The 23,957-nt window shown below is 57.7% G+C and carries 28 protein-coding genes; 19 read left to right on the forward strand and 9 right to left on the reverse strand.

The features are described 5' to 3' along the window. Positions 1-239: 239 nt before the first annotated feature. Entirely contained in the window at positions 240-389 is a 150-nt protein-coding gene (locus O3303_RS19965) for a hypothetical protein (RefSeq protein WP_269562197.1), read from the reverse strand. A 67-nt stretch (positions 390-456) separates the two neighbouring features. On the opposite strand from O3303_RS19965, the gene O3303_RS19970 reads away from it, so the two are divergent. From O3303_RS19970 to O3303_RS20015, 10 genes are all read left to right on the forward strand, one after another. Continuing rightward, entirely contained in the window at positions 457-681 is a 225-nt protein-coding gene (locus O3303_RS19970; RefSeq protein ID WP_269562198.1) for a hypothetical protein, read from the forward strand. Between the two features lie 2 nt (positions 682-683). Further along, entirely contained in the window at positions 684-929 is a 246-nt protein-coding gene (locus O3303_RS19975; protein ID WP_269562199.1) for a hypothetical protein, read from the forward strand. A gap of 19 nt (positions 930-948) precedes the next feature. Beyond that, positions 949-1,857: a beta-1,6-N-acetylglucosaminyltransferase gene (locus O3303_RS19980; protein WP_269562200.1), complete on the forward strand. Its 909-nt coding sequence runs from the start codon at positions 949-951 to the stop codon at positions 1,855-1,857. A 255-nt stretch (positions 1,858-2,112) separates the two neighbouring features. Continuing rightward, a complete protein-coding gene (locus tag O3303_RS19985; protein ID WP_269562201.1) occupies positions 2,113-2,352 on the forward strand; it encodes a hypothetical protein in 240 nt (79 codons plus the stop codon). 379 nt (positions 2,353-2,731) lie between these two features. After that, a complete protein-coding gene (locus tag O3303_RS19990; RefSeq protein WP_269562202.1) occupies positions 2,732-5,236 on the forward strand; it encodes an erythromycin esterase family protein in 2,505 nt (834 codons plus the stop codon). 437 nt (positions 5,237-5,673) lie between these two features. Next, positions 5,674-6,597 (forward strand): RHS repeat domain-containing protein, encoded by a 924-nt coding sequence (locus O3303_RS19995; RefSeq protein WP_269562203.1) that lies wholly within the window; start codon positions 5,674-5,676, stop codon positions 6,595-6,597. Between the two features lie 853 nt (positions 6,598-7,450). Continuing rightward, positions 7,451-7,753, forward strand: a complete 303-nt coding sequence (locus tag O3303_RS20000) for a transposase (protein WP_269562085.1) — start codon at positions 7,451-7,453, stop codon at positions 7,751-7,753. Further along, positions 7,750-8,619 carry an IS3 family transposase gene (locus tag O3303_RS20005; protein ID WP_269562086.1) on the forward strand — a complete coding sequence of 290 codons (870 nt, stop codon included), beginning with the start codon at positions 7,750-7,752 and terminating at the stop codon, positions 8,617-8,619. Before O3303_RS20000 ends, O3303_RS20005 begins: the two co-directional genes overlap by 4 nt. A 50-nt stretch (positions 8,620-8,669) precedes the next feature. Continuing rightward, positions 8,670-8,966, forward strand: coding sequence for a hypothetical protein (locus tag O3303_RS20010; protein WP_269562204.1), 297 nt, complete (start codon positions 8,670-8,672; stop codon positions 8,964-8,966). 294 nt (positions 8,967-9,260) lie between these two features. Then, a complete protein-coding gene (locus tag O3303_RS20015; protein WP_269562205.1) occupies positions 9,261-10,196 on the forward strand; it encodes a hypothetical protein in 936 nt (311 codons plus the stop codon). A 74-nt stretch (positions 10,197-10,270) separates the two neighbouring features. On the opposite strand, the gene O3303_RS20020 is transcribed toward O3303_RS20015, so the two are convergent. Beyond that, positions 10,271-10,558: a hypothetical protein gene (locus O3303_RS20020; RefSeq protein WP_269562206.1), complete on the reverse strand. Its 288-nt coding sequence runs from the start codon at positions 10,556-10,558 to the stop codon at positions 10,271-10,273. Positions 10,559-10,658: 100 nt separating this feature from the next. Between O3303_RS20020 and O3303_RS20025 the strand changes: the two genes are divergently transcribed. From O3303_RS20025 to O3303_RS20045, 5 genes are all read left to right on the forward strand, one after another. Further along, on the forward strand, positions 10,659-11,279 hold the full coding sequence (locus O3303_RS20025; protein ID WP_269562207.1) for a hypothetical protein: 621 nt from the start codon (positions 10,659-10,661) through the stop codon (positions 11,277-11,279). A 163-nt stretch (positions 11,280-11,442) separates the two neighbouring features. Continuing rightward, the gene (locus tag O3303_RS20030) at positions 11,443-11,865 is read left to right on the forward strand and encodes a PQQ-binding-like beta-propeller repeat protein (RefSeq protein ID WP_269562208.1); all 423 of its coding nucleotides are present in this window, start codon (positions 11,443-11,445) and stop codon (positions 11,863-11,865) included. A gap of 72 nt (positions 11,866-11,937) precedes the next feature. Next, a complete protein-coding gene (locus O3303_RS20035) occupies positions 11,938-12,474 on the forward strand; it encodes an outer membrane protein assembly factor BamB family protein (protein WP_269562209.1) in 537 nt (178 codons plus the stop codon). Between the two features lie 592 nt (positions 12,475-13,066). After that, complete coding sequence (locus tag O3303_RS20040) at positions 13,067-13,531, forward strand: hypothetical protein (protein WP_269562210.1); 465 nt, start codon at positions 13,067-13,069, stop codon at positions 13,529-13,531. A 200-nt stretch (positions 13,532-13,731) separates the two neighbouring features. Next, positions 13,732-14,073 carry a DUF805 domain-containing protein gene (locus O3303_RS20045; protein ID WP_269562211.1) on the forward strand — a complete coding sequence of 114 codons (342 nt, stop codon included), beginning with the start codon at positions 13,732-13,734 and terminating at the stop codon, positions 14,071-14,073. A 146-nt stretch (positions 14,074-14,219) separates the two neighbouring features. Here the strand turns inward: O3303_RS20045 and O3303_RS20050 are convergent, their stop codons facing one another. From O3303_RS20050 to O3303_RS20060, 3 genes are all read right to left on the reverse strand, one after another. Then, positions 14,220-14,894 (reverse strand): hypothetical protein, encoded by a 675-nt coding sequence (locus O3303_RS20050; RefSeq protein WP_269562212.1) that lies wholly within the window; start codon positions 14,892-14,894, stop codon positions 14,220-14,222. A 197-nt stretch (positions 14,895-15,091) separates the two neighbouring features. Then, positions 15,092-15,544 (reverse strand): hypothetical protein, encoded by a 453-nt coding sequence (locus O3303_RS20055; RefSeq protein ID WP_269562213.1) that lies wholly within the window; start codon positions 15,542-15,544, stop codon positions 15,092-15,094. Between the two features lie 149 nt (positions 15,545-15,693). Continuing rightward, complete coding sequence (locus O3303_RS20060; RefSeq protein WP_269562214.1) at positions 15,694-16,155, reverse strand: hypothetical protein; 462 nt, start codon at positions 16,153-16,155, stop codon at positions 15,694-15,696. A gap of 13 nt (positions 16,156-16,168) precedes the next feature. On the opposite strand from O3303_RS20060, the gene O3303_RS20065 reads away from it, so the two are divergent. The 3 genes from O3303_RS20065 (at position 16,169) to O3303_RS20075 (ending at position 17,963) form a co-directional block, all read left to right on the forward strand. Beyond that, complete coding sequence (locus tag O3303_RS20065) at positions 16,169-16,798, forward strand: hypothetical protein (protein WP_269562215.1); 630 nt, start codon at positions 16,169-16,171, stop codon at positions 16,796-16,798. A 99-nt stretch (positions 16,799-16,897) separates the two neighbouring features. Further along, on the forward strand, positions 16,898-17,320 hold the full coding sequence (locus O3303_RS20070) for a hypothetical protein (protein ID WP_269562216.1): 423 nt from the start codon (positions 16,898-16,900) through the stop codon (positions 17,318-17,320). An 82-nt stretch (positions 17,321-17,402) separates the two neighbouring features. Continuing rightward, complete coding sequence (locus O3303_RS20075) at positions 17,403-17,963, forward strand: SMI1/KNR4 family protein (protein ID WP_269562217.1); 561 nt, start codon at positions 17,403-17,405, stop codon at positions 17,961-17,963. Positions 17,964-18,210: 247 nt separating this feature from the next. Here the strand turns inward: O3303_RS20075 and O3303_RS20080 are convergent, their stop codons facing one another. The 3 genes from O3303_RS20080 to O3303_RS20090 form a co-directional block, all read right to left on the reverse strand. After that, positions 18,211-18,444, reverse strand: a complete 234-nt coding sequence (locus tag O3303_RS20080) for a hypothetical protein (protein WP_269562016.1) — start codon at positions 18,442-18,444, stop codon at positions 18,211-18,213. A 474-nt stretch (positions 18,445-18,918) separates the two neighbouring features. After that, a complete protein-coding gene (locus O3303_RS20085; protein WP_269562218.1) occupies positions 18,919-19,344 on the reverse strand; it encodes a hypothetical protein in 426 nt (141 codons plus the stop codon). 184 nt (positions 19,345-19,528) lie between these two features. After that, a complete protein-coding gene (locus tag O3303_RS20090) occupies positions 19,529-20,323 on the reverse strand; it encodes a maleylpyruvate isomerase N-terminal domain-containing protein (RefSeq protein ID WP_269562219.1) in 795 nt (264 codons plus the stop codon). Between the two features lie 1,605 nt (positions 20,324-21,928). Between O3303_RS20090 and O3303_RS20095 the strand changes: the two genes are divergently transcribed. Beyond that, positions 21,929-22,354, forward strand: a complete 426-nt coding sequence (locus tag O3303_RS20095) for a DUF3592 domain-containing protein (RefSeq protein ID WP_269562220.1) — start codon at positions 21,929-21,931, stop codon at positions 22,352-22,354. 104 nt (positions 22,355-22,458) lie between these two features. Here the strand turns inward: O3303_RS20095 and O3303_RS20100 are convergent, their stop codons facing one another. Then, positions 22,459-23,919 carry an IS1182 family transposase gene (locus O3303_RS20100; RefSeq protein WP_269562018.1) on the reverse strand — a complete coding sequence of 487 codons (1,461 nt, stop codon included), beginning with the start codon at positions 23,917-23,919 and terminating at the stop codon, positions 22,459-22,461. Positions 23,920-23,957: the final 38 nt, after the last annotated feature.

Here is a 23,957-nt window from a genome sequence, read left to right on the forward strand (position 1 = left end):
TAGGGGAGAGACCAGAATGGCTAAGCAGCTAAAGTTAACACCAGATACCAGCAATTCTACACAATAGTATATATGGGATAGTGTGGAAAAAAGACAGCCCCTTTCATTCTCCGGCCAGTTCAGGCACACCGATGCGAACAATTGCCCGGACTACCCTCTGCTCATGACTGCCTGATCCGGTTTCCTCCGCTTTATGCCCCTGCCGCTACGGCAGAGAAGCGCTACTGCCAGGCGGCGGTTTACAAAGCCCCGGATAAGAAGATCTGCCGGTTCTGGAGGCTGCGGGCAGCCGTGGCCTCGAACTTTTTGCCGCGATGGGTACGGTAGTCGCCGCTGGTAAGCTCCCGGGCAATCTGCTGAAGGGTGTTGCCCTGTTGGCGCAGGAGCATGGACCGGCGAGTAATCTGGTGGTTTTCCTTGTTTTCGCGGGCTTTCTGCTGACCAACTCCTTCCCTCATGCCGGCCGCCGCCGCCGTTGAAGCCACCGAGCGTAGCCCCAATCTTATTCTGCGCCTGACCGCCGACGGGCAGCCCGCATACACCAACCCGGCGGCCAGCGCTTTCGAGCGCACCCTCGACGAGGCTACGGCCCAGGCCCTGCTGCCGGCGGTGAAGGCTACCGTGGCAGCCGAGCTGGCCATGTTGCGCCGCGTGCTGGCCGCCCCCATCTCAACCGGCTGAAAGTGCTGCTGATGCTGGCCGTGAACGTGACCGGCGACGTGGTAGCCATCCACTTCACCCACGGCATCTACGGCGTGGCTCTGGCCTGCTTGCCCACTATTCTGGCTGGATTTGTGTTCGGATTTAGCTTATTGCAGCGCGAGCTGCCCGCCCGCTGGGCCGAGGGTCGCCGCCTGCTACGGCTTTCATCGGACCCAGATGCTTCCGCATCGACGGCCCCGCAACTGGCGGCAAGTTCCCCCTATTGACTATGTTTAGTGACTGACTATGCGTATTGCCCATCTCATTCTGGTTCATCAGGGCCCCGCGCAGCTGGCGCGGCTGCTGCAGCGGCTGGCTCATCCGCAGGCTACCTGCTTCGTGCACCTCGATGCCAAGGCCGATTTCGCCGACTTCGCCCACCTGGCCGGGCAGCCGGGCGTGATGTTCACCCGGGCGCGGCTCAGCGTACGCTGGGGCGGCTACTCGCTCACGGAGGCCGCCCTGGCAGGACTGGCCGAGATGCTGGCCCACCCCGGCCCGGCCTTCACCTACTTCAACGTGCTCAGCGGCCAGGACTACCCGCTGCGCCCGGCCGCCGACATCCACCGGTTTTTCGAGCAGCACCCGGGCATCTCGTTCATGGAGTATGATGCGCCGGACTCGCCCTGGTGGCAGGCCAATCGCAGCCGCGCCGAGCAGTACCACCTCACCGAATATTCGTTTCCCGGCCGCTACGGTGTGCAGCGGCTACTGAACGCGGTGCTGCCGCGCCGCCGGTTTCCGCTGCCCGGCTACGAGCTCTACGGCGGCCGCATGGGCGGCTGGTACACGCTCAGCCACGAGTGCGCCCGCTACGTGGTCGATTTTGTGGCCGCCCGCCCGGCCCTGCGCCGCTTCGCCCGCCTCACCTGGGGCTCCGACGAGTTTCTGCTACACACCATTCTGCTCAACTCGCCGCTGCGGGCCCTCATCGTCAACAACAACCTGCGCTACATCGACTGGAGCGGAGGCGGGGCCAGTCCGCGCACCTTCACCCTGGCCGACCTGCCGGCGCTGCTGGCCACCGACCGCCTCTGGGCCCGCAAGTTCGACCCCCGCCACGATGCCGCCGTGCTCGACGCGCTGGATGAACGGGTTCTGGGCGTGACGCCAGCAGCCCCGGCTGCTTCAGCCCCTGGGAGTCTTTCGAGCTGAAACCGCAGGACGATCTGCGATTCACATTCTGGTCTGTGCGTTTTACCCTGGCCTACACAGCGGCCAAGCGGCCCCTGCGGCGCCGGGTCAGATGGCCGGCCACCATTCAAGGACCGGCCAACCCTCTGCCCCACAGGCGGCCGAGGCTGGGGCATCCGGTGGGGCAGGCCGGCCGTCGGCAATGACGCGCGTGGTGCAGCCATTGCCGACGGCCGGCCGACTGTGCTACCCGCCACTCAAGCCACCGCTTAGCTGATGAAAACGTTACGCATAATAGGGTCCTTGCTGATTGGCGGACTGGCTGGTGGGCTGGGAGCCCGCTATGGAATGCACGTGGCCCAGGGCGTGCCCTGGAGCGGTGGCCAGAAACTCGCTCTGCTGCTGTTGCCGGCGGTCTGGCTGCTGGCGGTGCTGGCGCACGAGCTGGGCCATGTGTTGCTGGGCCAGCTAAACGGCTTCCGCTTTCGTTGGCTGGCCGTGGGGCCTTTCATGTGAAAAAAGCAAGCTGGCCGGGTGCGTTTCCAGTGGAACAAAGACCTGAATACGGCCGGGGGCATGGCCCTCTGTGTGCCCCCGGAAACTCAAGATTTGCGACGGCGCTTCATAGCCTTCGCCGCTGGCGGTGGCCTTCTTGTAGCAACGGGTGGATAAAATGACGCTAAGCGTTCCAGCGGTGGTGAGCATGCGCTACAGGACGCGTAACACGTTTCACACTAGCGTGTGAGCCATCTTGTTTCCTCGTGCAGCAAACCATGACGCTACTTTAGGAAAGCACTTTGCCAAAGCCGGCTAGATTTGCTGATATAAGTGGACCGATATATCGTAAGTGCACATGAGAGAGTGTTATACTTATCTATTGCTCCGGCTAGCGCTGGTGCTTGTAGTGACTGGAGCGGGGCCGTTGCCAACCTGGGGCCAGTCCCACCCACCGCGTGAGCTCGCGGCTTCCCTACCACTGGAACGCCTGGCCTCCGGCGAGCCGCGCAATTATACCTGCCTGCGGCAGGCCATCGGCGCGGCGCGGATCGTGATGCTAGGCGAACAGACGCACGATGATGCGACGACATTCGAAGCGAAAATCGACCTAATTCGCTATCTGCACGACTCACTGGGTTTTACTACCCTTGCCTTTGAGGGGGACATGTACGCCCTGGACAAAGCCCGCCGGGAAATAGCGGCGGGGAAGGCCGTGCTGCCCGCGCTGCAAAACTCGGTTTACGAAGGTATCTGGTCGGGCACGCAGGAATTTCAGGCCCTGGCCAACTATCTGGGTACGCACCCCAAGCTACAAGTGGCCGGGTTTGACTGCCAGCTATCCGGGGAGTACACGCACGAGCTGTTGTTGCCGGAGTTGCGGGAGTTCGTCGCCCAGGACCGGCGCACGAAGTGGCGTGAGAGCGACTTTTATCCCGCGCAGGAGTTGCTGGCCGAGCTATCTGGTGGCGACTTCAAACAGCAACTGCTGCACCCCGCCGACACCGTGGCGCTGGCCCGGTGGTTTGCCCGGGCGCAGCAATCCCTGGTTACCATCGCGGCCCACCTTCCCGACCAAGCCGGGCGGGCCGCCTTCTGGCAGCAATGGCTCCGAATGGCGGCCCGGTCGCACCAGGACGCGAAGGCGCAAGCCCGTCGGCAGGTGGCCCCACCCAATCAGAACGACCGCGACGCGCAGATGGCCGACAACCTGTTGTTTCTGGCCCGGCAGCCCGAGCATCCAAAGATTATCGTGTGGGCAGCCTCTTACCACATTGCCAACCGGATGGAGCGCATTGACCTGGACGATGCGACAACGGCCACCTACCTGAAGCAGCTGGCGGTGCAACAGCACCGGGAGCCCGACGACGACGAGCCGGCCTCCCTGCGCCGGCTGCTGGGCGGGGTCGTGCCGATGGGACGGCTCGTGAAGCAGAAGCTGGGTGACCAGGTGTACGCGCTGGGCTTCGTGGCCTACGAGGGCACCTATGGCCGGGTCGGCGACTCCACCCGGCTCTACCCGGTGCCCACCCCGCCGCCCGGCAGTGTCGAGCAGGCATTTCGGCAGCAGGGCAGCGCGGTGGGGTTCGTTAACCTGCGCCACACGCCCGCGGGCAGCTACTACGCTTCCCCGCTGGGCTACCTGCCGATGCGGGCGCCGTGGGCGGACGTGTTCGATGGCCTCTTCTACACCCAGACTATGCGGCCGACCAATCGCTTGGCCGCTGGGGCCGTGGCGGCCGTACCGGTGACGGGCCACCAGGTGCGGGGCCAGGTACGGGATACGAAAACCGGCATGCCCATCGCCTTTGCCAGCATCGGCATCCAGGGCACTGGCATCGGCACGGTATCGAACCTTGACGGTGCGTTTGCCCTATTTGTGCCTACGGCCCACGCGCGCGACACCATGCAGATTTCCTGTATCGGTTACGCCACGGTGCGGCGGGTGCTGGCCGCGCAGCCCGTGGAGCCGCTACTGGCTGTTCGGCTGACTCCGCAGGAGCACATGCTGGGCAATGTGCTGGTGCGGGCGCCGCTTAGTGCCGCGGCCATTTTAACCAACGCCCGCGAGCACATCGCAACCAACTATCCCCAGCAGGCGCACAGCATGCAGCTCTATTCGCGGGCCCAGTACCGGCGCGACGACTCCTTGCGGGTCCAACAGGAAGGCGCCCTGGACTTCTATGACCAGGAAGGCTACCGCCGGGGCAGCTGGGAGCACGTCCGCCGCCACCGCTTTATGCAGCTGCGGCAGGTGCGTAAGTCCGGCGACCCGCACATGATGGAATACCAGGAGCAGCCCGTGTTCTGGCTGATGTGGAGCGACGACCCAGTCCTCACGACCCGCAACCCGCTGGAAGCCGGCGCGATGCCAAAATACACCCTCACCCTAAAAGGCCAGACGCAGTACAAAAGCCGCTGGGTCTACGAAGTCGCCTTCGAGTGTAAACGCCCCAACGCCTTCACCACGCCCTACGGCTACCCCGCGGCCGAGGCCTACGCGGGCACGGTGTACGTGGATGCCGAGAACTTCGCGGTCGTGAAATACGAAGCCTTTACCACGCGTAGTCCCAGTGAGATAGCCAAGCCCAAATACGTTAAGCGCTACGGCTTTACGCAGCCATTTACCTCGTACCAGAAGCACCACGACGTATATCAGTACGAGGAGGCACACGGTGCCTATTTCCTCAAATATGCCCGGCGGGAGTCAACCACTGACTTCGTGTTGCGCGATAGCCAGGAGAAGCATCACTGGCAGGATGTGCACGAGCTACTCACCACCAGCCTGGAACTGACCAGGCCGCAGGTGCTGCAGACTTCGCTGTTAGAAGTAGACGCGAAGGTGCCTTACCGGGCTGATTTCTGGAATACCTATCAAGTGCTGCTTCCCACCGAAAAAAAATGATTTCAGAGGCCACCGAAGGACTTTTCTCGATTTCACCATTGCCTGCATCTGCTTGCGTAAGCATTTGACGCTGGAGAGGCTCATACCAGTCAGTTCGATGGTTTCGACTACGGAGAGCCCTTTTTCTAACGCTTTTCGCACGTTGGCCAGGTTCTCGGCATCGAGTCTCTTGGGCCGGCCGATGTGGGCGCAAACACTACGGATGGGGCGCGACGAGGACCTGGTTCTCCTCTCACCAGCTCGCTACGAGCACATCAACCGCTTGGGCAAGTACACCTTCCCCAACCGAGTTGAAATACAACCCAATGGTCTGCGCCGCCTGCGGAAGCCCTCGGGAACAGTGATTTTCAGCACGTAAGGCAAACCTATTCTACCTTAGCTTATCGAATATTTTACACCCTGCTGTACTTACAATGGTGAATTCTCTAAATCTGATAATGCTGATCACACAGGCTGTTGGGGTATCAGGTTCCGGAAGCACCAACCAGAACGACAGCCCAACGATTGCGGGCCGTGAGGTGGCCAGGCCTGCGAAATGCCAGGTGTATCAGTATCTGAGAGTGGATAGTACGGCCCGGCAACTGGTTCTTACCCGCACCTATCACCCAAATGGTCGGGTATTGGAGGAACAATACAGCAAGTACCGGCTATCGCATGAATACATGGCGAGCACGGGCACGGAGCAATCCCGTTATCGGGATACGATGCTAGTTGAGCGCCTTGAAACCAACGAACGAGGCGACCAAATCAAGACTCGCTATTTCCACGACCATCTTAACCGACTAACGCGGGAGGAGCGTCTTACTTCTGAGCGGCGCCAGAAGAAAAACGTTGATAAAGGGAATGGAAGGCCCGGCGGCTGCATTCTGGTAGATTCTGATTTCCGAAAGCGTCGCACCTGGGAGAAGACCAGCGTCATTAACTACACCTATGATGCGCAGGGCCGGCTGGTAAGCTATGATGCCCCCAAGTTGCACTACTCTTCCCAAAACCGCTACACCTGGGCCTATGATAGCCTGGGGCGCATCAGTCAGCATTTCTCCTATGACCGGCAGCGCTTGATTTGGGTAGAGGAGTTTACCTACTTTCCAGGCGGTCACCGCTTCACTCGTACCTGGTACGATGCGGATGGCAGTCCAAACCATCTCAAGCCCGCGAGTAAAGGCTACTGGCCCCAGTACTCCACTACGTACCACTATGACGATAACCGCCAAGTTAAATTGGAGGAAACGTCCTCAGAAAAAGGCATTCTGGTCAGCCGCACCCAGTGGTATTACAATGCCCAGCACCAGCTTACAAAGACCGTCTACCAGAATGGAAAAGGCGAGGTCAAACTAACGCACTTGTTCAGCTATCAATAGGGCCTTTTTCTGGCCTGCTAAGCAAAATTAGGAACAGGTCGGAAGCTTCACAATAGTAGCAAAGTACCACGCCGGCACTAGGTCGCGCCAGGATGTTAAAATCACACTTATTCCAAGACCGCTCCGCTAACATCTATTATGTTAAGAGATAAAAATAAGAAATAGAATAAGCCATATACCACTACCTGTTCTTTCTTTTATCTTCTTTGTACATGTGCATAGAAGGCCTCTACCAACCTGCTAACCCTCGCAGAAATATATAAAGACCAGAAACCCATGAAAACGAGCAAACGAGCGGATCAATTGGTCTTCCTCGGCTCCCTAGTCTGCGCCTCATGCACCAGCCCAACCGGGGAGAATAACCGCGCTAACCCAGTGGCTGCAGTTGCCAAACCTGCTTCTGCACCTACGTACACTACTCAGGTCAAACAGAACACTCTGGCGGATTCTATCCAGCCCGCTCAGAGCGTGGCCGTGTTAACAGTTGGATTGTTCCATGCCGACGAAGTTTCAGCTGGATCGGCAAACAGGCCGTGGGTCGGCTTGTTTCTGGGCAAAGAAGGGCCATATCTGCAGCACACTACCATTCAGGTAGTGAAGGTGCGTGATGAGATGATGGACGGCGAGGAAGGGGAGGAAAGTGGCTGGGCAGTGACCACTACAAATCCCGACTCGACGCTGCTGTTAATGACCGGGCTATCCTACCTGCGAGACCGCCCCCTCGTGCCAGTAGCTTTACAGAAGCCTATCTTGTTGCCAGGAGAGAGAATGGACTTTGCCTACCATGGCGGGTTATATTGCTTGAGGTGGTCTAGCTAGGCCGGACAGCGAGAAGTCTTAACTTCCGCTGCCCATGACTGAAAAATCGCACCCTGGCGGCTTGGCTGCCACCCGTAAGAAATACACGCCGGCTTTCAAGGCTGAGTGCGTCCGCCAAGTGGCCGCCGGTTCCCGGCAGAGCGACGTGGCTCGTGCCCAGGGTATTTCGCCGGCCTTGCTGGGTCGCTGGCAACGCCAGGCTCTGGAAGCCGCCGTGCCCAGCAGCGCCGAGCGCGACGAAATCAAGCAGCTGCGGGCCACGCTCAAGCGCGTGGAAATGGAGCGCGATATTTTAAAAAAAGTCGTGACCATCTTTGCGCAACCGCCTCAGTCATGAGCCGCTACGCCTTTATCGCCGCCTGCACCGAGCCGTGGCCCGTGCAGTTGCTCTGCCAGGTGCTGGCCGTGAGCCCAGCCGGGTATTATCAGTGGCGGAACCGGCCGGCCGGCACGCCGACGCCGTGGCAAGTGGCGGCGCAAGCGGCCTTTACGCGCCACGCCCGACGCTACGGCACTCGGCGGCTGCGGGCCGAATTGCACGCTGAAGGCCACACTGTGGGCCGCTATGCATTGCGCACCTGGCTGCGCCAACACGGGCTGCGGGCCTTGAGCACCCGCCCGCACCGGCCGCGCACGACGGTGGCCGACCCAGCGGCCGTGGTGGCCGAAAACCGCTTGCTGGGTCAGTCGGCCCCCACCGCCCCGAACCAGGTCTGGGTCGGCGACATCACGTACCTGCCCCTGACGGGCGGGCGCTGGTGCTACCTGGCCACCTGGCGTGATGCCTGCTCACGGCGCGTAGTGGGCTGGCACTTGGCCGCCCAGATGCCGACCGAGTTGGTGCTCCACGCCTTGGAACAGGCCCTGACGCTGCGCCAGCCCGCGCCGGGGCTCATCATCCACGCCGACCGCGGCAGCCAGTACACCAGCGCGGCCTATCGCGCCCGCATCGCGCAAGCTGGCGCTCTGGCTAGCTTCAGCCGGCCGGGCAACCCGTACGATAACGCCCAGGCCGAAGCCGGCTGGAGTACACTCAAAACCGAGTTATTGCCGCCAGGCTCCGTTTTCGCCTCCCTCGAAGAAGCCCGTTTGGAAGTGGCCCACTACCTCGACACCTACTTCAACCTCGACCGCCGCCACTCCGCCCTCGGCTACCGCTCGCCTCATCAATTTGAACAGGACCTGAAAATCAACCTACCTTAACTCACTGTCCGTTTTTACTGGACCACCCCAGCTTGCGAGCGACAGGCCGGATGAAAAAAGGGGAAACGGAAGCTGAGGGAACAGCTGTCCAAGACTATAGCCTGTTCTTCTCAGCCAGGGTAGGGGGAACGGAAACACGCCAGCTTCTAGTCACTCACCCTGCCTTCGACGATGAAATGATCGATATTCTCTTTGTGGGAGACCTCGATGGAGACAGCATACCTGATGTGATAATCAATAAATCAAACCATTATAACGTCACCAATCCCGCCCTTTTTTTATCTAAGCCAGCAGGTAAAGGCACCTTGTTGAAAGAGGTAGGAGAACACAGAAGCATCGGGTGTTAACCTACTGGAAAGACGAGTCTCAGGAGGTAGATTTTCGCAGTTATGAAATCCCGTGGGGCCCCTTTACCTCCCTCCTATAAACCAAACCTGAGCAATGAGTCTTTTTGTCCCATAAGTCCAGTTATGATAAAGGCAGCAAACAATGCTCCTTCTCGGCCTCTGAACCACCGGTTTCTTAAACTCTCGAAGAGGACACCGTTCTTTGACCAAAGGCTACTACTGCAACCTCACCCTTGATTGGTATCGGGGCGGAGGCAATCATCGTGGTACTGGTTACCCCTATTCTCATCGCGTATGTGGTACTTGAAACTGTGGGCCGTGTTCTGCACCCTACTGTTCCTTTCTTTAATTTCCGGCATCGCGAGAGCAGGTGCCGCCGGTGCCCCCCCGCTACCCGTTCGATATGTGCTGCTGCAGGATTCCTCGTTCCACGCCACGTGGGTTCAAACAGAACGGCGGGTACGGGGCGCTCATCAGGCGTTGGACATCGTCAACATTCTGGTGCCCGAGTTCCGCATTCGCTATCTAACCCAACACGACCGGGGCGACCTTCGGGTGCGACTGGCACGAGAAGACGAATTACTGATTACCATGGCCGTGTTACCCGAGCTACAATCCGGCCGCGTGCAGTGGGTCCGTATCCGTTTGGATACTCTGGACCCAACCTGCAAGTTGTCTATGCGGGCGCTGGTCGCTGAGGGCTATGAGAAACTAATCGCCTACCGCCGCGCCGGCAACCCCTACATGAATTACGAAACCCGGCGCGACGACGTCAAACCCGTCGTATACCGAGATGGCCAGTATTGGACGACGCCCGATGATGTGCTGACGGAAGTGTACGTAGTGCATTCCCGGCGAACCTGGTACCCCACTGAGGCCGATAACGTGACCCTCAACCCGCAGGCCCGGGTGTTCACGCGCGCCGACATTCAGCGGGACATGCAGGCGGCCCAGACGGCCGGGGGCGAAGAGGCTCCTGAGTTGGGCTTAGTGCTCTCCTCCAAGCTGTTACTCGGCAAACGGACAGCCGCCCGTTATGAGTTTTGGTCGTTTGCGCCGCCCATTGTCGATGCGTCGCTCACTTACTACGGGGCTACTGAAGTCGCGTACGAGCCTGGAACCGGCATTGTAAGTGCCAAATACAACGAGTATTTTCATCTGTCAGCGATATCGCCGGACAACGTTTTTTTCACGGTCAAACAGCGCATTAAATTACCCAGCGTTCCATGATCTGACGCACATAGCAGGCAAAAGCTCGTTTCGCTTTTCGAACCCTTTGGCTAAACGACAAGGGGAAGAGCTTTCTACTGATTGTAGCTCCACGCGGTGACGCTGTCGTGGTCCAGAAACACGCGCAGGTCATCGGGAGCACCCAGCCCCATCTCGTAATGCAGTACTGGTGGATAAGGCGCCTCCGGCCAGGCATAGGTCGTGTCCGGCACACCAAGCAGTGCGGTTACTTCGACGCGTGACATGCCCGCCTTGACCTGGGGAAGTTTGGAGTATATGTGATTGGCTCGGTCGAAGACCAACGCATACAGCCCGTACCCGAGCGCAGCCAGCAGAAGGAAACCAATGAATAGTTTTTTCATCAGATGAGCAAAGTACCGCTCGATTCGCTAATCGAACCGTTTGCGCGAACGTCTCACTACCTTTTATTTTGATCGGCCTTGTCTTCTAATGAGCTCCCTTATGACCTGTCGAAATCTACTGGTATTCGTGGGAGCCAGCCTGTGCATGGCGGGGTGTACTGAGCACACCCCGCCCATTTCTTATCCCCCCGCCGTGGTGCAGGCGGGTGAAGCACAACGCTACCAAACGGCTCTGTGGAGCGTGTCCACCAGTTTCTTGGATAGCACCGTGTTTTGGCAGCCCCCTGGGGACTCGGTGTGGCGCACACTCGAAGGGCTGGTAAGCCTCGAGCAGCGTTTGGTCGCGTTCGAACGCGGGGCCGGTTCGACGCGCTTCGAGTTTGAACTCGTCGAGCGGCCAGGGGGCTCGCGATTGCGACTATGGGGAAATTGCATGCGCTACGGCCCGCCCGGAAGAGGCTTCCAACCCTTGGTGGCGGTGTGGGTCAACCAGCGTGACGGACTGATTGACTCCGTCTTAACCATCCACAACGTGCGCTTTACGGGCGTCGGACGGAAGGTTAATGAGAAGGGCGATTGGGTGCCCATGAACCGCCGTGAAGCCCGGCTGCTGCAGTTCCATACTGATTCCCCCTTCAAACGGGCGTTCCTGAGGGCTCACCATGCCAAACTGCCCCTCAGCCTACAGCGGCTCTGCTACGAAAAAGGCATTCTAAAATGACGTTCCATTTGCTTGAATCACCGTTTACTTAAACCCATTAACTTCCTTTGTGCTTACGGCTCGCTTTGACGCGACTGCTACTCACGATCACGAGCTTTCCATCAAGGGGCACTTAGGCATGAGATTTTTCCAAACGCTGAGTGGCCTCTTATGCTGGTGTTGGTTGGCCGCCTGCTCTCCCACTTCTCAGACCGTCGATGACAACCGCCAGCATGTCCAGCTGCTATGGCGCAACAAGACCTATGACTGGATCAGCAACTCGCTGCTCATACGCGATAGTCTGCTCTATTTCGGCAGCTTCCACCACGCCTTTTACGCCGTGGATCTGGCCACTGGCCACGTCAAATTCGCCTACCAAACCGGGGACACTCCCTACTACCCCCCCACCGTTGTCGAGGATAAAATTTACTTCTCCAGCTTTGATCTCCAGGTCTATTGCTTAGGGTCAGCAGGCAATTTAGTATGGAAGCGAAACACGGGTAATCGCGTCAAGAACGGACTGCTGGCGCGCGATAGCTTGCTCTTTATCCCCGTACGAGGGGATGGATTGTGGGCCGTCAAAACGCATGATGGCGCAGCCTTTTGACACTTAGCAGCTGGGGCCGGCAGCCGCTCTACGAATCAGCCCCTGCTACGTGGGAATAAGCTCTACGTCGGCATGTGGGGCCTTTCTGACAGCCTAATCGCGGTGGATGCCACGAGTGGGAAAATAGACTGGGCGACGCGTTTTCCCGGCTACGCCAGTTCAGACCCGGTCGCCACACCCCACGGGCTTTTGGTATGCAACGACAAATACTATCAGGGGGGTAAAGTCAAGTTACTCCGGTATGCAGACGGCACCGAATTGTGGAGTACCGACTTGAAGTGCCAGGCGTTGTATCCACCGCTGGTGCAGGGCAACCAAGTGATCGTGGCCACCTATGACGCTCGGGTTGTCTGTCTCAGCATCCTTACGGGCGAAGTGCTGTGGAGCACCCAATTAGGCCCCGAAGAGCAGGTCGCTAGTCAATTCTGCCGCCTTAAGCAGGGCATTTATTTTGGGACCACCGCTCGCAACCTGTATTGCGTGGATAGTAAGACGGGCAAAGCGGTGTTCAAGGAGTCGTTTAACTACGGCATCTCTGATCTACTCGTAGCCAACGGCCAGCTCTATATTCCCACTGGGGGCAGCGAGCTTTGGACCCTAAAAGAGTAGGATTGTACCGTTAACGACTCTCGTTTAAAGGATGCCCGAGCCACCGTTTTCCTAAACGTCTGTCACCTATTGCCGGCGTATCCTGGTCGAGCTGGGATATTCCGGCGAAGGCAGGGTAACGAGGTGAGCGGGCGTGAGCAGCAAGCGGGTGGGCATTCCCTGAAGCGCGCCGTCCAGGTATGTGAGGCGGATGGTATCGCCCTGTATGGTGTAACGCCCGTCGTGGTAGCCCAGGCCCATTTCCACTTCACACTCCCCATTGGTGAAGAGGCGAACGGTATACGAGCCAACAACTAGGTCTTCGAAGGCTGAATACCGCAGCGTTCTGCTTTCGCAGCCATTGAGTAGCAGGGTCGCTGACAGGACTAGCATGGAAACTCTCATGTGCTAAAAGTAGAACGCTCGTTCACCTTTGGATCGTTTTGCTGAATTCAGTGTGGGTGAAAATTGGCTATGCCAACTAAGGATAGTTATAAATTAACCCTTTGCACTGAGGTTATATCAAATTTGCTGCTGTATCTTTATATTCGGCCCTTTCCCAATTGCTTTGTTCATTCGGCCCAATCAAGGGTCTAATCCCTCGCTGTCACTCATGTTCCACGCCTACTTTTTCCGGTCCTTGCTATTTGCTGTGTTCACCTCCCTAACGGTGAGCTGCGGCGGGGAACAAAAAGAGCAGGACCCGGCGCCCGTAACCCACACCGTGCTCGTGGAGTATTTCGCTGATCAAGTGCCCAGCAGCCTCGGCGCTACGGTGAGCAGTCGTAGCACGCTGCCCGATGGCACTCAACCCGATAATATCCACGAAGTGACGGCCATCTCCGGCAATCGGGTTGGCTCTTACACCGCCAACGTGGTCGAGGGGCGGGATTTTACCGTTACTGCATCCTACCGGACTCTGGGGACAGCTGGGTTGCCGTATCCTTATGACGCCAATTTTCGGGTTCAAATCTGGGTTGACGGAAAGGTGCGGCGCAATATCGGCGTGACGGGCGTTGTCTCCCCGGGCAATACGTACCCGAGCATCAGCTATGTAGTCCGTTCCACCGAGTGGTGAGCACTTACCTGATGCTTCGTTGCCATTCCGACGGTTTTTAGACTGACCGAAACGTGACGACCATAGCTGTCGCAGAACTCCCAGCACTGGATCAAATTGCTCCTTATTTCGAACAGAGCTCGTTCAGGCCAGTACCGTTCTGATAAACTCTTTGAGTAATTTTGCCAGCAAAAGTCTGCTCCCCCTTATAGCTCTGCCTGGTGTTTCGAGACGTTTCTTCCCCTAAAGGCCGAATTGGGCGCTTAGAGTACGGCCTGAGCTACTTCGCTTACCTAATCGTTTTGGTCGTCCTCCAACTCGTGTTTGGTCCCAACGAGAACGACAACCTTTTACTAGCCCTCTTCTACCTGGCGTCCTTTCTGCTGTGCTTGTGGTTCCTCGTGGCCCAGGGGGCCAAGCGGTGCCACGACCGCGGCAATAGCGGCTGGTACCAATTCATCCCTTTTTACGTGTTCTGGATGCTTTTTGCGGCGGGGGATAGCGGGGACAATGCTTATGGCCCCAACCCGAAAGCAGCTGCCCCAGCGGGAGAACGTAAGTAAGCCCGCTTAATTTCGAGCGCCCCTTCACGGCCGGATGTCCTTGGGACCGTTTAACTGTTCAGGCGCTTTCTGGTGGCACGGTTGACGCGTGATTGCCGCACTCACTCGGGACCGTCGTTTGTACGGGTGGAGGGCCTTCCCGGCGCTTACTCGATGCGGAGGTTGTAGACGACAAAGTGCGCAATCTTATATTTGGCGTACCAGTCTTTTACCGGCACGTTGCTCTGGGCCAGCGCGCAGTACAGCAGGTACCCGTCCGATTCGTAGGGCAGCGTGTACACCAAAAACGGCACCTTCTGGCCCACGGGAAACTTTCGGTCGGCCGTGACCTGCTGCCCCGGCGTGCGCACCAACGCGGGGCGTACCTTGTAAGGCCAGAGGTCGGTGCGCAGGCTGTAGCGGTCGCCCTGACCCGGCAGGGCAACAAACGACTTGACGGTGGCGCCGGCGGCGAACAGGAACTGGTTTTCCAGCCGGGTGTCGGTGGCCTGCCGCGCGAAAACGTCCATCGCAAAGTGCCCCTGCGGGTCGCAGCGCAGCAGCCGCGCCGGGTTACCGACCAATTCCTTTTCGGCCTCTGCCACGCCGTTTCGGTACTCTTGGTAAGTGAGGTGAAAGAGCTTGCCTGCCAGCTGCGCTTGTACCGCTTCGACGTGCCACTTCTCCACGTGCAACGCCTGGCTCATCAGTTGGTGCAACTCAGGGTTATCGGAGCCGGCGTGCACCAACACCACCACGCTGTCCACTCGGGCCGAAACGCTTTGGGCCGTAGCCGGCAAGCCCAGGCACACCGAGAACAGCAGAAACAGGCTTGTTTTCATAAGACAGCAAAAGACAGCAAACGCGAGGGATAGGGCAAGGTAAGGCGCCGCGGGGCATCTGCCACGTTGCGGCGTCCGAAAAGGCCGCCCGACCCGCGCTTCGCACCGCGAGTTGCGAACGGCTCAAGCAATGCCCCTATTTTTAAACAGGCATCCGTTTAAGGCACGACCGTTTTCTTGAACTGCGCAATGCTGTTTTAGGGTGTTGTTTCGTTTGGCTCGGCGTATGCGTCTCGGCATTCCCGCTCCAGCTTGTTCCATTCCTTCTGTGAGATTTTGTACGCGCTGAGCGGAGTGGCCAGTTCACAGCGGGAAGCACAAGCATAAAAGTTCGGATTGAACAGTTCCATATTGCATTGGCCCCCTTCGTAGTACACGTGCGTAAACAGCACGCTCTGTTCCACTCCCGCGGCCCGAAGGGCAGGGTAATGGGCGTCCAACACAGCAATGAACCACTGTAGGTGGTTGTCCGCGTTGGGATTCGTTGAGAAGGGTTGGGCGGGTAACACCTCCAGGTAGGGCGTCGCATGCTCGTTGTTATCCGCGCCCCATTCAACCACGGCACCCATGGCTTTCAATCCTGCCACGAAAGGTTCGGGCGCAAACGCCTGCCCATAAAACGTCAACGTAAATCGGAAGAGAACCATCAAGGGGCGACCTAGAGCTGTATTCAGTGTCCACGTAAAGTAACCCTCCTTAAACTGAGCTGCCCTGTTTACCTGGCCACCGTTTTCGCAAACGCAGATTCGGCAACCGAAAAACAGGAGATTTGCCAATCGAACGGCGTGCGTCATCCCAGCTACTCCGCTCCGTAATCGCCGTTGAGGCATTTGACCATTTTCAACGGCACTTCCACCAACTCGTCCTTGGCGTTGTATGTCCAAGCCCGTTGGATGCCACTCAAGTGTTCCCCCGGCTGCTTAAGCGAAATGAGGACGAAATAGCTTCTGCGTTTGCCGCTGGGGTCGGTACACGTCGTAATCGAGAGGGCCTGCTTGGCGCTGTTCACCTTCACGCGGACGGTGTCGACAATCCGATTGGCGGGCTGCCCCTTTTCCTTATTGGCTAGTTGTTCATAGGCCAACACGGCCGTGCCGTTTCGGCAGCTGCTTTGGGTAAGCGCATAGCAAGTAAGCCCCTTGTCGGTTCCGTCAATCACGGCTCCGGCACACAAGAAGTGGCCTTTCAAGGAGATTGGGGGAGGAGGGGCAGAGAAGCCTCCCGCCAGCAAGACCACCACGAGCAACAGTAGATTTTTCATGCGGCGTGTACGAGTGAATAAGCTAGTAGAAATTAAATATACTGCACGGCTGTTTCAAAGCCTGCGCGCATTTTATTCCCTCCTTTCACCAAACGAAGCGGGTTTATCTTGCCACCGTTTCGCCAAACGAAAAGAGGCGATACCTTTCGACCAAGAGCTTCCAGTAGTAGAAGGTTTGCCGCTGCCCATGAGCCATAAAGAAGCCTATTTCCAAGACTTAGAGTCCATCGTGACCGAACCCGTTTACTTGACTGCATCGCGGCAGGAACTGGAGAAAGAGACCGCCGAAAACATGTGGTCCCTTGGCGTGAGCGAGGAACTAGCCGGGGCGATTGCGCCCGAAGAGGTGCAGGCCTTTTTGCAGCGCGTCAAGCGCAACCGCCGTGAGCAACTCGCCCAGTGCGGGTGGCACGGTGGGTTGCGCTACTACCTCTGGCACGACCCGCAAGCGGGGCAGCTGCGGTTCAACTTCATCAGCGCGCTACACAACGCCTTGCCATTTGCGGCCCCTGTCGATGAGTGTGCGGACGAGGCCTCTATTATCCGCGCTTGGCTGCAAAAGAGCGGCAGTATGACCTCACAACTGCTGGATTCAGCAGAATACCGGGTGCGGGTGTATGAGGAAGTACTCCTGAGGCAATAATTGTGTTCGTAGACCGTAACGCTCATTACTTTGAGCAGCGCGCGTGCAGCGTTCTACCGTTTGACTGTTCACCTTTCTTTTTTCTGACAATCCTGAAGCATGCGTAAGCAAGGATTCCTTACTCAGTTCCTCTACCTTATTCTCTACGCAGCAAGTGGGCTCTTCACCTTGTTCTGGGCCAGTGTCTTCTTTCTCGGGTCGGAGGATACCGTTTTCCGGCAGATTGAAGAGCACGGATTGTTGGTGCTGTTTTTAAAGCGATTTCTAGGTTTTGCGATGCTGGGCGGGCTGGTCGCCTTAAGCATCACGGTGCCTAGTATCCTGCTTCAGGTTTGGCGGAAGCAAAAGTATTGGTCGGAATCTGAAGAGGTATTTAAACGGGCCCTTTTCTCGCAAGTACTTTGTGCGTTGTTCGGTAGTGCGTTTTTCTCCCTTTCGGTAAGGGGCAGTATACCAGATGTAAAATCTGCCATTGACCACTCCCTGATTAGTGATGAAGCAAGCATGCCACTTCGGTCTTAAATCCAGTCTACACACTCTTCATTCCGCTATTCGGACCGTTTTTTTGGACCACATCGTCCTAAGCATGGCATGCCGCCCGGTTATGGATCGGGCCCGAGCAAAAACGAATAGCTTTGCCAGCGTACCCTTTACCGCTTCCCCGATGGACCAGTCAGATGAGTTGTTGTGGGCGCAGCAGCAATGGCAACAAGGCGGCACCATTGCCTTACAAACGGCTTCCGAAGCCGAATTGACTCGTTTTGCCCAGAGGTACCACGTCCAGCTGCCCGCGGAGTTGGTCCGCTACTTCACCTTGGTCAACGGCACCGCACATGCGTACGATGAGCGCTTCTTTCGCTTTTACTCGCTGGCCGAAGTTCAGTCGGTGGCCGAGCGGTTTGACGACTACCATGGGCTGCCCAAGTACAGCGACTTGATGCGCACGTGGCCCGAGCACAAGCAGTTCTATGTAGTTGCCGACTACATGATTCACCTCTTGGCCTATGCCATTCGGCTAGACGCGCAGGCCTTTTCGGCTAATCCTGTGTTCGTACTCTGTGGTGACAAGTATCAGCAAGTAGCCACTAGTTTCACCGAATTCTTAACGCTTTACAAAAGGGATGCTGCCGAGCTATATATGAGCGAGGAGGAAGTGGTCGAGTAGTTCTGTTAACTGCTTTCTCCCCACAGAACGCGTTTACCTTCGGACCCTTTTCTTGAACTAGCCTTTACCCATCAATTAGGATGTGGACCGCGTGCTCATCCTGGAAGGAAATAGTGATGTCATGATCTAGGTCATGGATGGTGCTGAAGGACAAATTCCATTCTACCGGAGCGGTATCAAGCTGTGGAATCGTGACGCACAACAGGGTGAACTCTTGCCCAAAATCCTGGATGGCAAAGTCCGGTCGTCAGTTGCGAAACTCGTCGATGATCAGGGGCTTGATCTGCGTAACATAAGTGTTGAACTCCATCTGAAGGTGGCGGTAGAATTCGCGTTGCGCCTCAGAGGGGCCATTCTCATCCGAGTCGATAAAATACTCAATGGTCTGGCCCGTGGGGGCAAACACTCCCGATCCCTCATAGTAGTAGTTGGCCGTGGTGCCTTTCATAAACCGCAGCGGGCCAAAGAAAGGGTCTTCCAAGAGCGGAGGGGATTTAAAGAAATCGAAAAAACTCATTATTGATGTCAAATGGCCAGCAAGATGGTCTACTTACTAGCCTCTTGTTCACGGCAGCACCGTTTGAGTAGACATTAAAGCGCCCTTATTACAGCTGCTGGCTGTTGCCACCTGTCGCCACAAACTGTCTGCCGTTGTCGGTAATAAAGTAACGTAGTCGACCCTCTACTTCCTGGCTCCCCATCAATCCCGCAGTGTGTAACGCGTCGAGTTCTCGCCGCAAAGACCGACCGTTCAAGCCTTCCGTGGTGCTCACCGCGCGGTCCAATTGGTACCAGTACCACTCCCCATCGTGTTCCTGGATGTAGGTAAGCAAAAGCAAACGAAAATGAAGGTCCTCCATCCTGATGCGAACGCGTTGAAAACGCGTTCAAGTAACGCTCGTTTTAGAGATTCCGACCGTTTCGCTGAACTTAGCGGCGTGAACTATAGGGGTGCTTAAGCTGCTATTTCCGTGACAGAGATTGCCCCTACATCAGCCACTAAGCAAGATGCCAAACGGCTATACCCGACCAAGGAAAGGAGATGCGTCCATTCGGCTGCCTTCTTACCATACGCCAGGTGATAGTTGGCCCGGGCCTGCTGCATGAGCTTGCCAAAGTCGGGAGCGGGCACATAAACCCCGTTTTCCACGGCAAGTACCTGCGATAAGTCTTCAAGGGCAAGAAAGCAGGTACGGTAGGCACGCTCACTACTGGCTAGGACGGAGCCGGCAAAGGCGAGGCAGTCCGTGAGCAGGGACACGGCGACTTTCTGGTCGTTTTCGCCCAGGACGAGCACCAGTTGCAGGCGGCCCTCGGCGTAGGTATAGGACTCCAGCACGGAATCACTGCTGTTGCTCACCACGTCAGCAAAGGTCATCATCGTCAAAACAAAGGAACAACACCGGCAAGGCGTAGCTCATCGGAAGGAAATTAGTGAAAGAGCATAATTACGTTCGTAATTCTTAACAAAGCGCGTTTAGCTTCGGACCGTTTTCGTGAACGCTCGGCTGCATGTTGTTTGCTGAGCTTGCATCGGTTGCGCGGGGCCAACTAACAAGGGTAGTTTAGGCCATGACGGCTACCAACCGGAGCACGGCCGCGCTCAAGTCCGTATCGCCGCGCATCTGCGCGGCGGCATCGGCGGGGTTTATCCCTTTGGTGAACACCTTCCAAGCCATTTCGGGGGCCAACTCCACTTCCGCCGTGGGCCGGGTGCCGGGCACCGGCGTGGCACGCAACTGCCACCCTTCGGCAGTTTTTTCTGTCTCCCAAACGCCGCCACTAGCCGAGGTAACGCATACTTGTACCACCGCCCCGGCCGGCGCTGGCACGTCCCGCAACGCATGGGGTAAGCCACACAGCAACGTGTCCAGGAACGGCCGGTAGAGGGCAGGGGTCAGTAGCTCGGTGGTTTGGCCGACGGCCTCCCGTATTTGCTGCTGGTGGTGCCATTTCTCGGTGTAGTCGCGGGCAACATGAAACCAGTTCTTTGACTCGGCTTCGCCCGCCCACGCCACCGAAAACACCGCCGGCGCCCACGGGTCCAGCGTGTGGAGGTAGGCCGTGTACTCGGCGCCCGACTGGACCAATAACTCGACGAGCACCGCTGGGCTCAGCCGGCGCGCCGCGCGCACCCAGTCCGCATTCAGCCGGTTGAGGTAGGCCACAATGCCGGCATAGCTCGGAACATCGGGCGCTTCACCGAAGTAGCCGTCGCGCAACATGGAGAGGGTTTGCAGGTTGCCAGCAAGCAGGTGCGCGGCCACATCTTTTACCGTCCATTGCCGGGCCAACGTGGGGTGCTGCCAGTCATCGGGCGAGAGCGAACGCAGTAAGTTCTGCAGCTTGTGGTCCAGCACGGAAAAGAGTGGAAGGACGTCTATGGGTAAGGTTAGCGGGGGCATCAGCAGCAAAAGTAGGGGTTACACGGTAGCAAAAACAGGTTTAACGCTCCTTACTTTGAACAGCGCGCGTTTGCGTCACTACCGTTTTGCTAAACCTTCCGCGGCCTCTGCGCTCTCCACCCGACATACTTTGACCCTATCTCTTTTTACTCCTGTTATCCTACTGCAATGTATGTAACCTTGTTTCTTGGGGCGGGCCCTTTTGCGGTCATACCGGTAGTTTTAATAGGTGTACCTGTCATCATAGCTTACGTATGCTGCCTAAATATTCTGTTTTCAAAACGCCCTGCGTCCCGCTTCAAGCCAGTTGGGGCAGTCTTAGCTTTCTTACTGGCTATAATTGGAATATACAATTGGCCAGAGTCAAATGAATATTATACACATAACCCAATATTTTACATATTTACCCCTATGCTTTGTGCCCCGTTGGTAATTGCAGGGTTCACGTATTTTTTCGCTTGGGGATCACAAAAGAAGAAGTAATCCAAACAGGCTTCTTTTGCTGAACGGCGCGTTTGCCTTCCGACCGTTTTAGCATACCATTCCTTACGCTGTGGGTAATCGGTGTAATCTTCGTTCACCACTAGTTTATACCCGGTTCACCACTAGTTTATACCCGTGATTATTTTTGGTTTACTCTTTTTTGTTCTGGGGCTGCCCTTAATTCTCCTGAGTAGGCGCTTCTACAAATTGAGCGACTTGGAAGGATTAACGGGGCGGGCACGGACGGCGCGGCTAGGCTGGTTAGTCCTGATGGCCAGTGGAATCGCCTTTGGCTTTTACTGTTTCGTTGTACTCTACTCCACTCCGATACCCACGTTCAAAACCTCTGGGCGGAGCGCGTGGCGATGGGGCTCCGAGCACTCCACGATGGTCATGCTGCTTGCTGGCGCCGTTGTCACGTTTCTTTTGGTGCGGAGGCCCGCCCAGCGCCTAGCGGGTATGTGCTTCGCGACAGGGGTCTTTCTGGTTATGTGCGGGCTAGGCGTGCAATGGTACCAGACGGAGTATCCGGCTTATCAAGTGCAGCAAATGCGCGTAGCGGCCGAAATGAATCGGAATACGGGCTGGCAACGCGCTGCGGCGGACTCGTTTCGAGTACAATCACAGGGCTACCCTATCGTGGACGATTACTCGGTCACCAGGCCACAGTTTCCCGGCGGAGAGGCCATGTTGGAGCACGAGATGAGGGCGGAACTCCTGCGCCGCTCGGCGCCCCGCCCCCCCGTGAAGAGCTACGTCAGAGTAAAATTCATTGTCGATACCACCGGCAAGATTCTCCTCCCCCATGTGGTGGAAGGTTTAGGGCCAGGGTATGACGAGGAGGCCGTACGGGTCATTCGGCGCTTGCCACCATTTTCTTCTCCCGCTCTAAACCGGGAGCGCAAGCCGGTAACCGCCGTATGGGACATAACCGTAGCTTTTCCCCAATAGTAACCTGACCCTCCTTACTTTGAACGGGCCTAAGTTTAGGGCAGGACCGTTTTACTGAACTAGTAGCCTCGAATAGAAGGCGTCTCCCTTGCTAACTGTAATTTTGCAGCGATAACCTGTTGTCCAATGGCTGCTACCCTTGCTTCGACTGCTGAAGCCATTATCACCGTGGTTTCTCTTGCTATGGCAGGCTTGGTTGTGGCCGCACTCGTGGCCCACTTCCGCAAGCGACAATGGCTGCAGCAACACGGCGTGCGCACCCCCGGCCGCATCTTGCGACTCGAAACGGACCCTAACGATTACGAGTCTGCCGCCTTGTTTCCAGTGGTGCAATTCCAGCCCCTAGACCATCCCACCCTGGTGGTACGCTATGATATAGGGCAGTATCCGGCCGCTTTTTTGGTGGGGCAGGCTGTAGTGGTCTGTTACGACCCGGCCCAACCGACGCGGTTTGAGATGAATGTCGACGCCCCCGAAGGGCCGGCGTGGTTGGTGGCGTTGCTCGTCGTCGCAACCGTCGGGGCTGGGGTATACTACTATCTGCAACCCTAAGACACACCAAAATCTTCGTTTCGATTTTCGACCGTGGCTGTTGCAGAACTCGTTTCGTTACCCTCTTTTTCCTGCCAGCTGCTGTCCGAGGTCTCATCTGTGCGTCAAGGTCGGCCAGTTGGGCCCTGCGAGCGCCTAATAAGGGCTAATATCGGCTGTGGCAGGGCCATGGCCAGGCTCACTTGCCGGTTGACACGGTGCTTGAGCAGCTTTTTCAGGTTGTAGGCCACGGCTGTGAGCAGCATGGTTTTGTGGGCCCCGGCCTGGCCACGCACGTTCATCCGGCGCAGGCCGTAGTGCTGGATCAGATTGCCGAAGACGGGCTCGACGGTGCCTTGGCGCACCCGGCGCATGCGCTGTCCCTGTCGGCTTTGCTGGCGCTGCCAAGCCCGGCGGTAGGGTGCGTCGTAGAGCGTGCGGGTGAGCTGCTTGCGCTTGGCCCCGGGTATGCAGGTAGACTTGAGCGGGCACTGCTGGCAGTCCGAGCAGGTGGCCCAGTAGATTTTTAGCCCGGTGCCGTCGGCCGTCATATCGCACTTGCGAAACGGCAGCGCCTTGCCCGCCCGGCAGTGGTAAACGTCCTGCTCAGCATCGTAGGTAAAGCCTTCGATAGTGGCCTTGTATTGGCCAAAGACCGGAATCCAGGCCGTGACCTGCTGGGCTTCGAGCAGGGCGTAATTCAAGCCGTTGGCGTAGCCCGCGTCGGCCAGCAGCTCATGCATGCGCAGCTGCTGCGCTCGTAACCGCTGCTGCAGCCCAGTGAGCAGGCGGGGTAAGTGCAGGCTATCGCGGCTATCGGCGAAATCAGCCTGCACGTGGCTGATCACGCCGTGGGCCGTGTCCACGGCTAGGCTGCAGAGGTAATTGAGCGCCCGGGCTTTGCCGGGCTTAATGGAAATGCGCGCATCCGGGTCGGTGGGGCTATAATGGGTCTTGTTGCTCAGCAATCGGGCTTTGTCATGCTGTGCGCCCAAGGCGCCCGATTGCGTGCCCTGTCGCCGAGCCTGGGCCGTGGCCAGATTCCGCAGCTGGTGCGCCGGGGCCGTTACCAGGTGAGCCGCAGGCGCCGTGGCCACCAGCTCACCTGTGACCAGCAACGGGCCGCGGGCGCTCACCTGCCCCTTTTCCAGCACCGCTTCCAGCGAGGCATTGGCCTTGACCGGGGCGGAGTCGACGGCTTGCGTGTCGCCGGCCACTAGCCCCTGGGCTACGCACTGGGCAAAGACGTGGTCAAACAGGCGCTCAAATACGGCGGCTGGAAATAGCTGGCGGGTGCGGCTCACGGTCGAGTGCCAAGGCAACTCCTCATCCACTTCGTAGCCCAGGAAAAAGAGGATATCGAGCCGCAGGGCACAGTGCTCGACCAAGCGCCGGTCACTGATCAGGTTTTCCAGCCGGCCCACGAGCACGAGCTTGAAAAACACCACCGGGTCGAGCGAGGGCTGGCCCGTGTGACTGTAGAGCGCTTTGGTCTCTTCGTAAAGAAAACGCCAGTCGACCAGCTCGGCCAGCCGCCGGTACAGGTTATGAGTCGGAACCCGTTCGGAGAGCCGAAAACGAGTCACGACCTTGTCGGTGAAATCTTTCCTGCCTTGCATCCTCT

It is taken from the genome of Hymenobacter canadensis (genome assembly GCF_027359925.1).
In the GTDB taxonomy this organism is placed as follows: Bacteria; Bacteroidota; Bacteroidia; order Cytophagales; family Hymenobacteraceae; genus Hymenobacter; species Hymenobacter canadensis.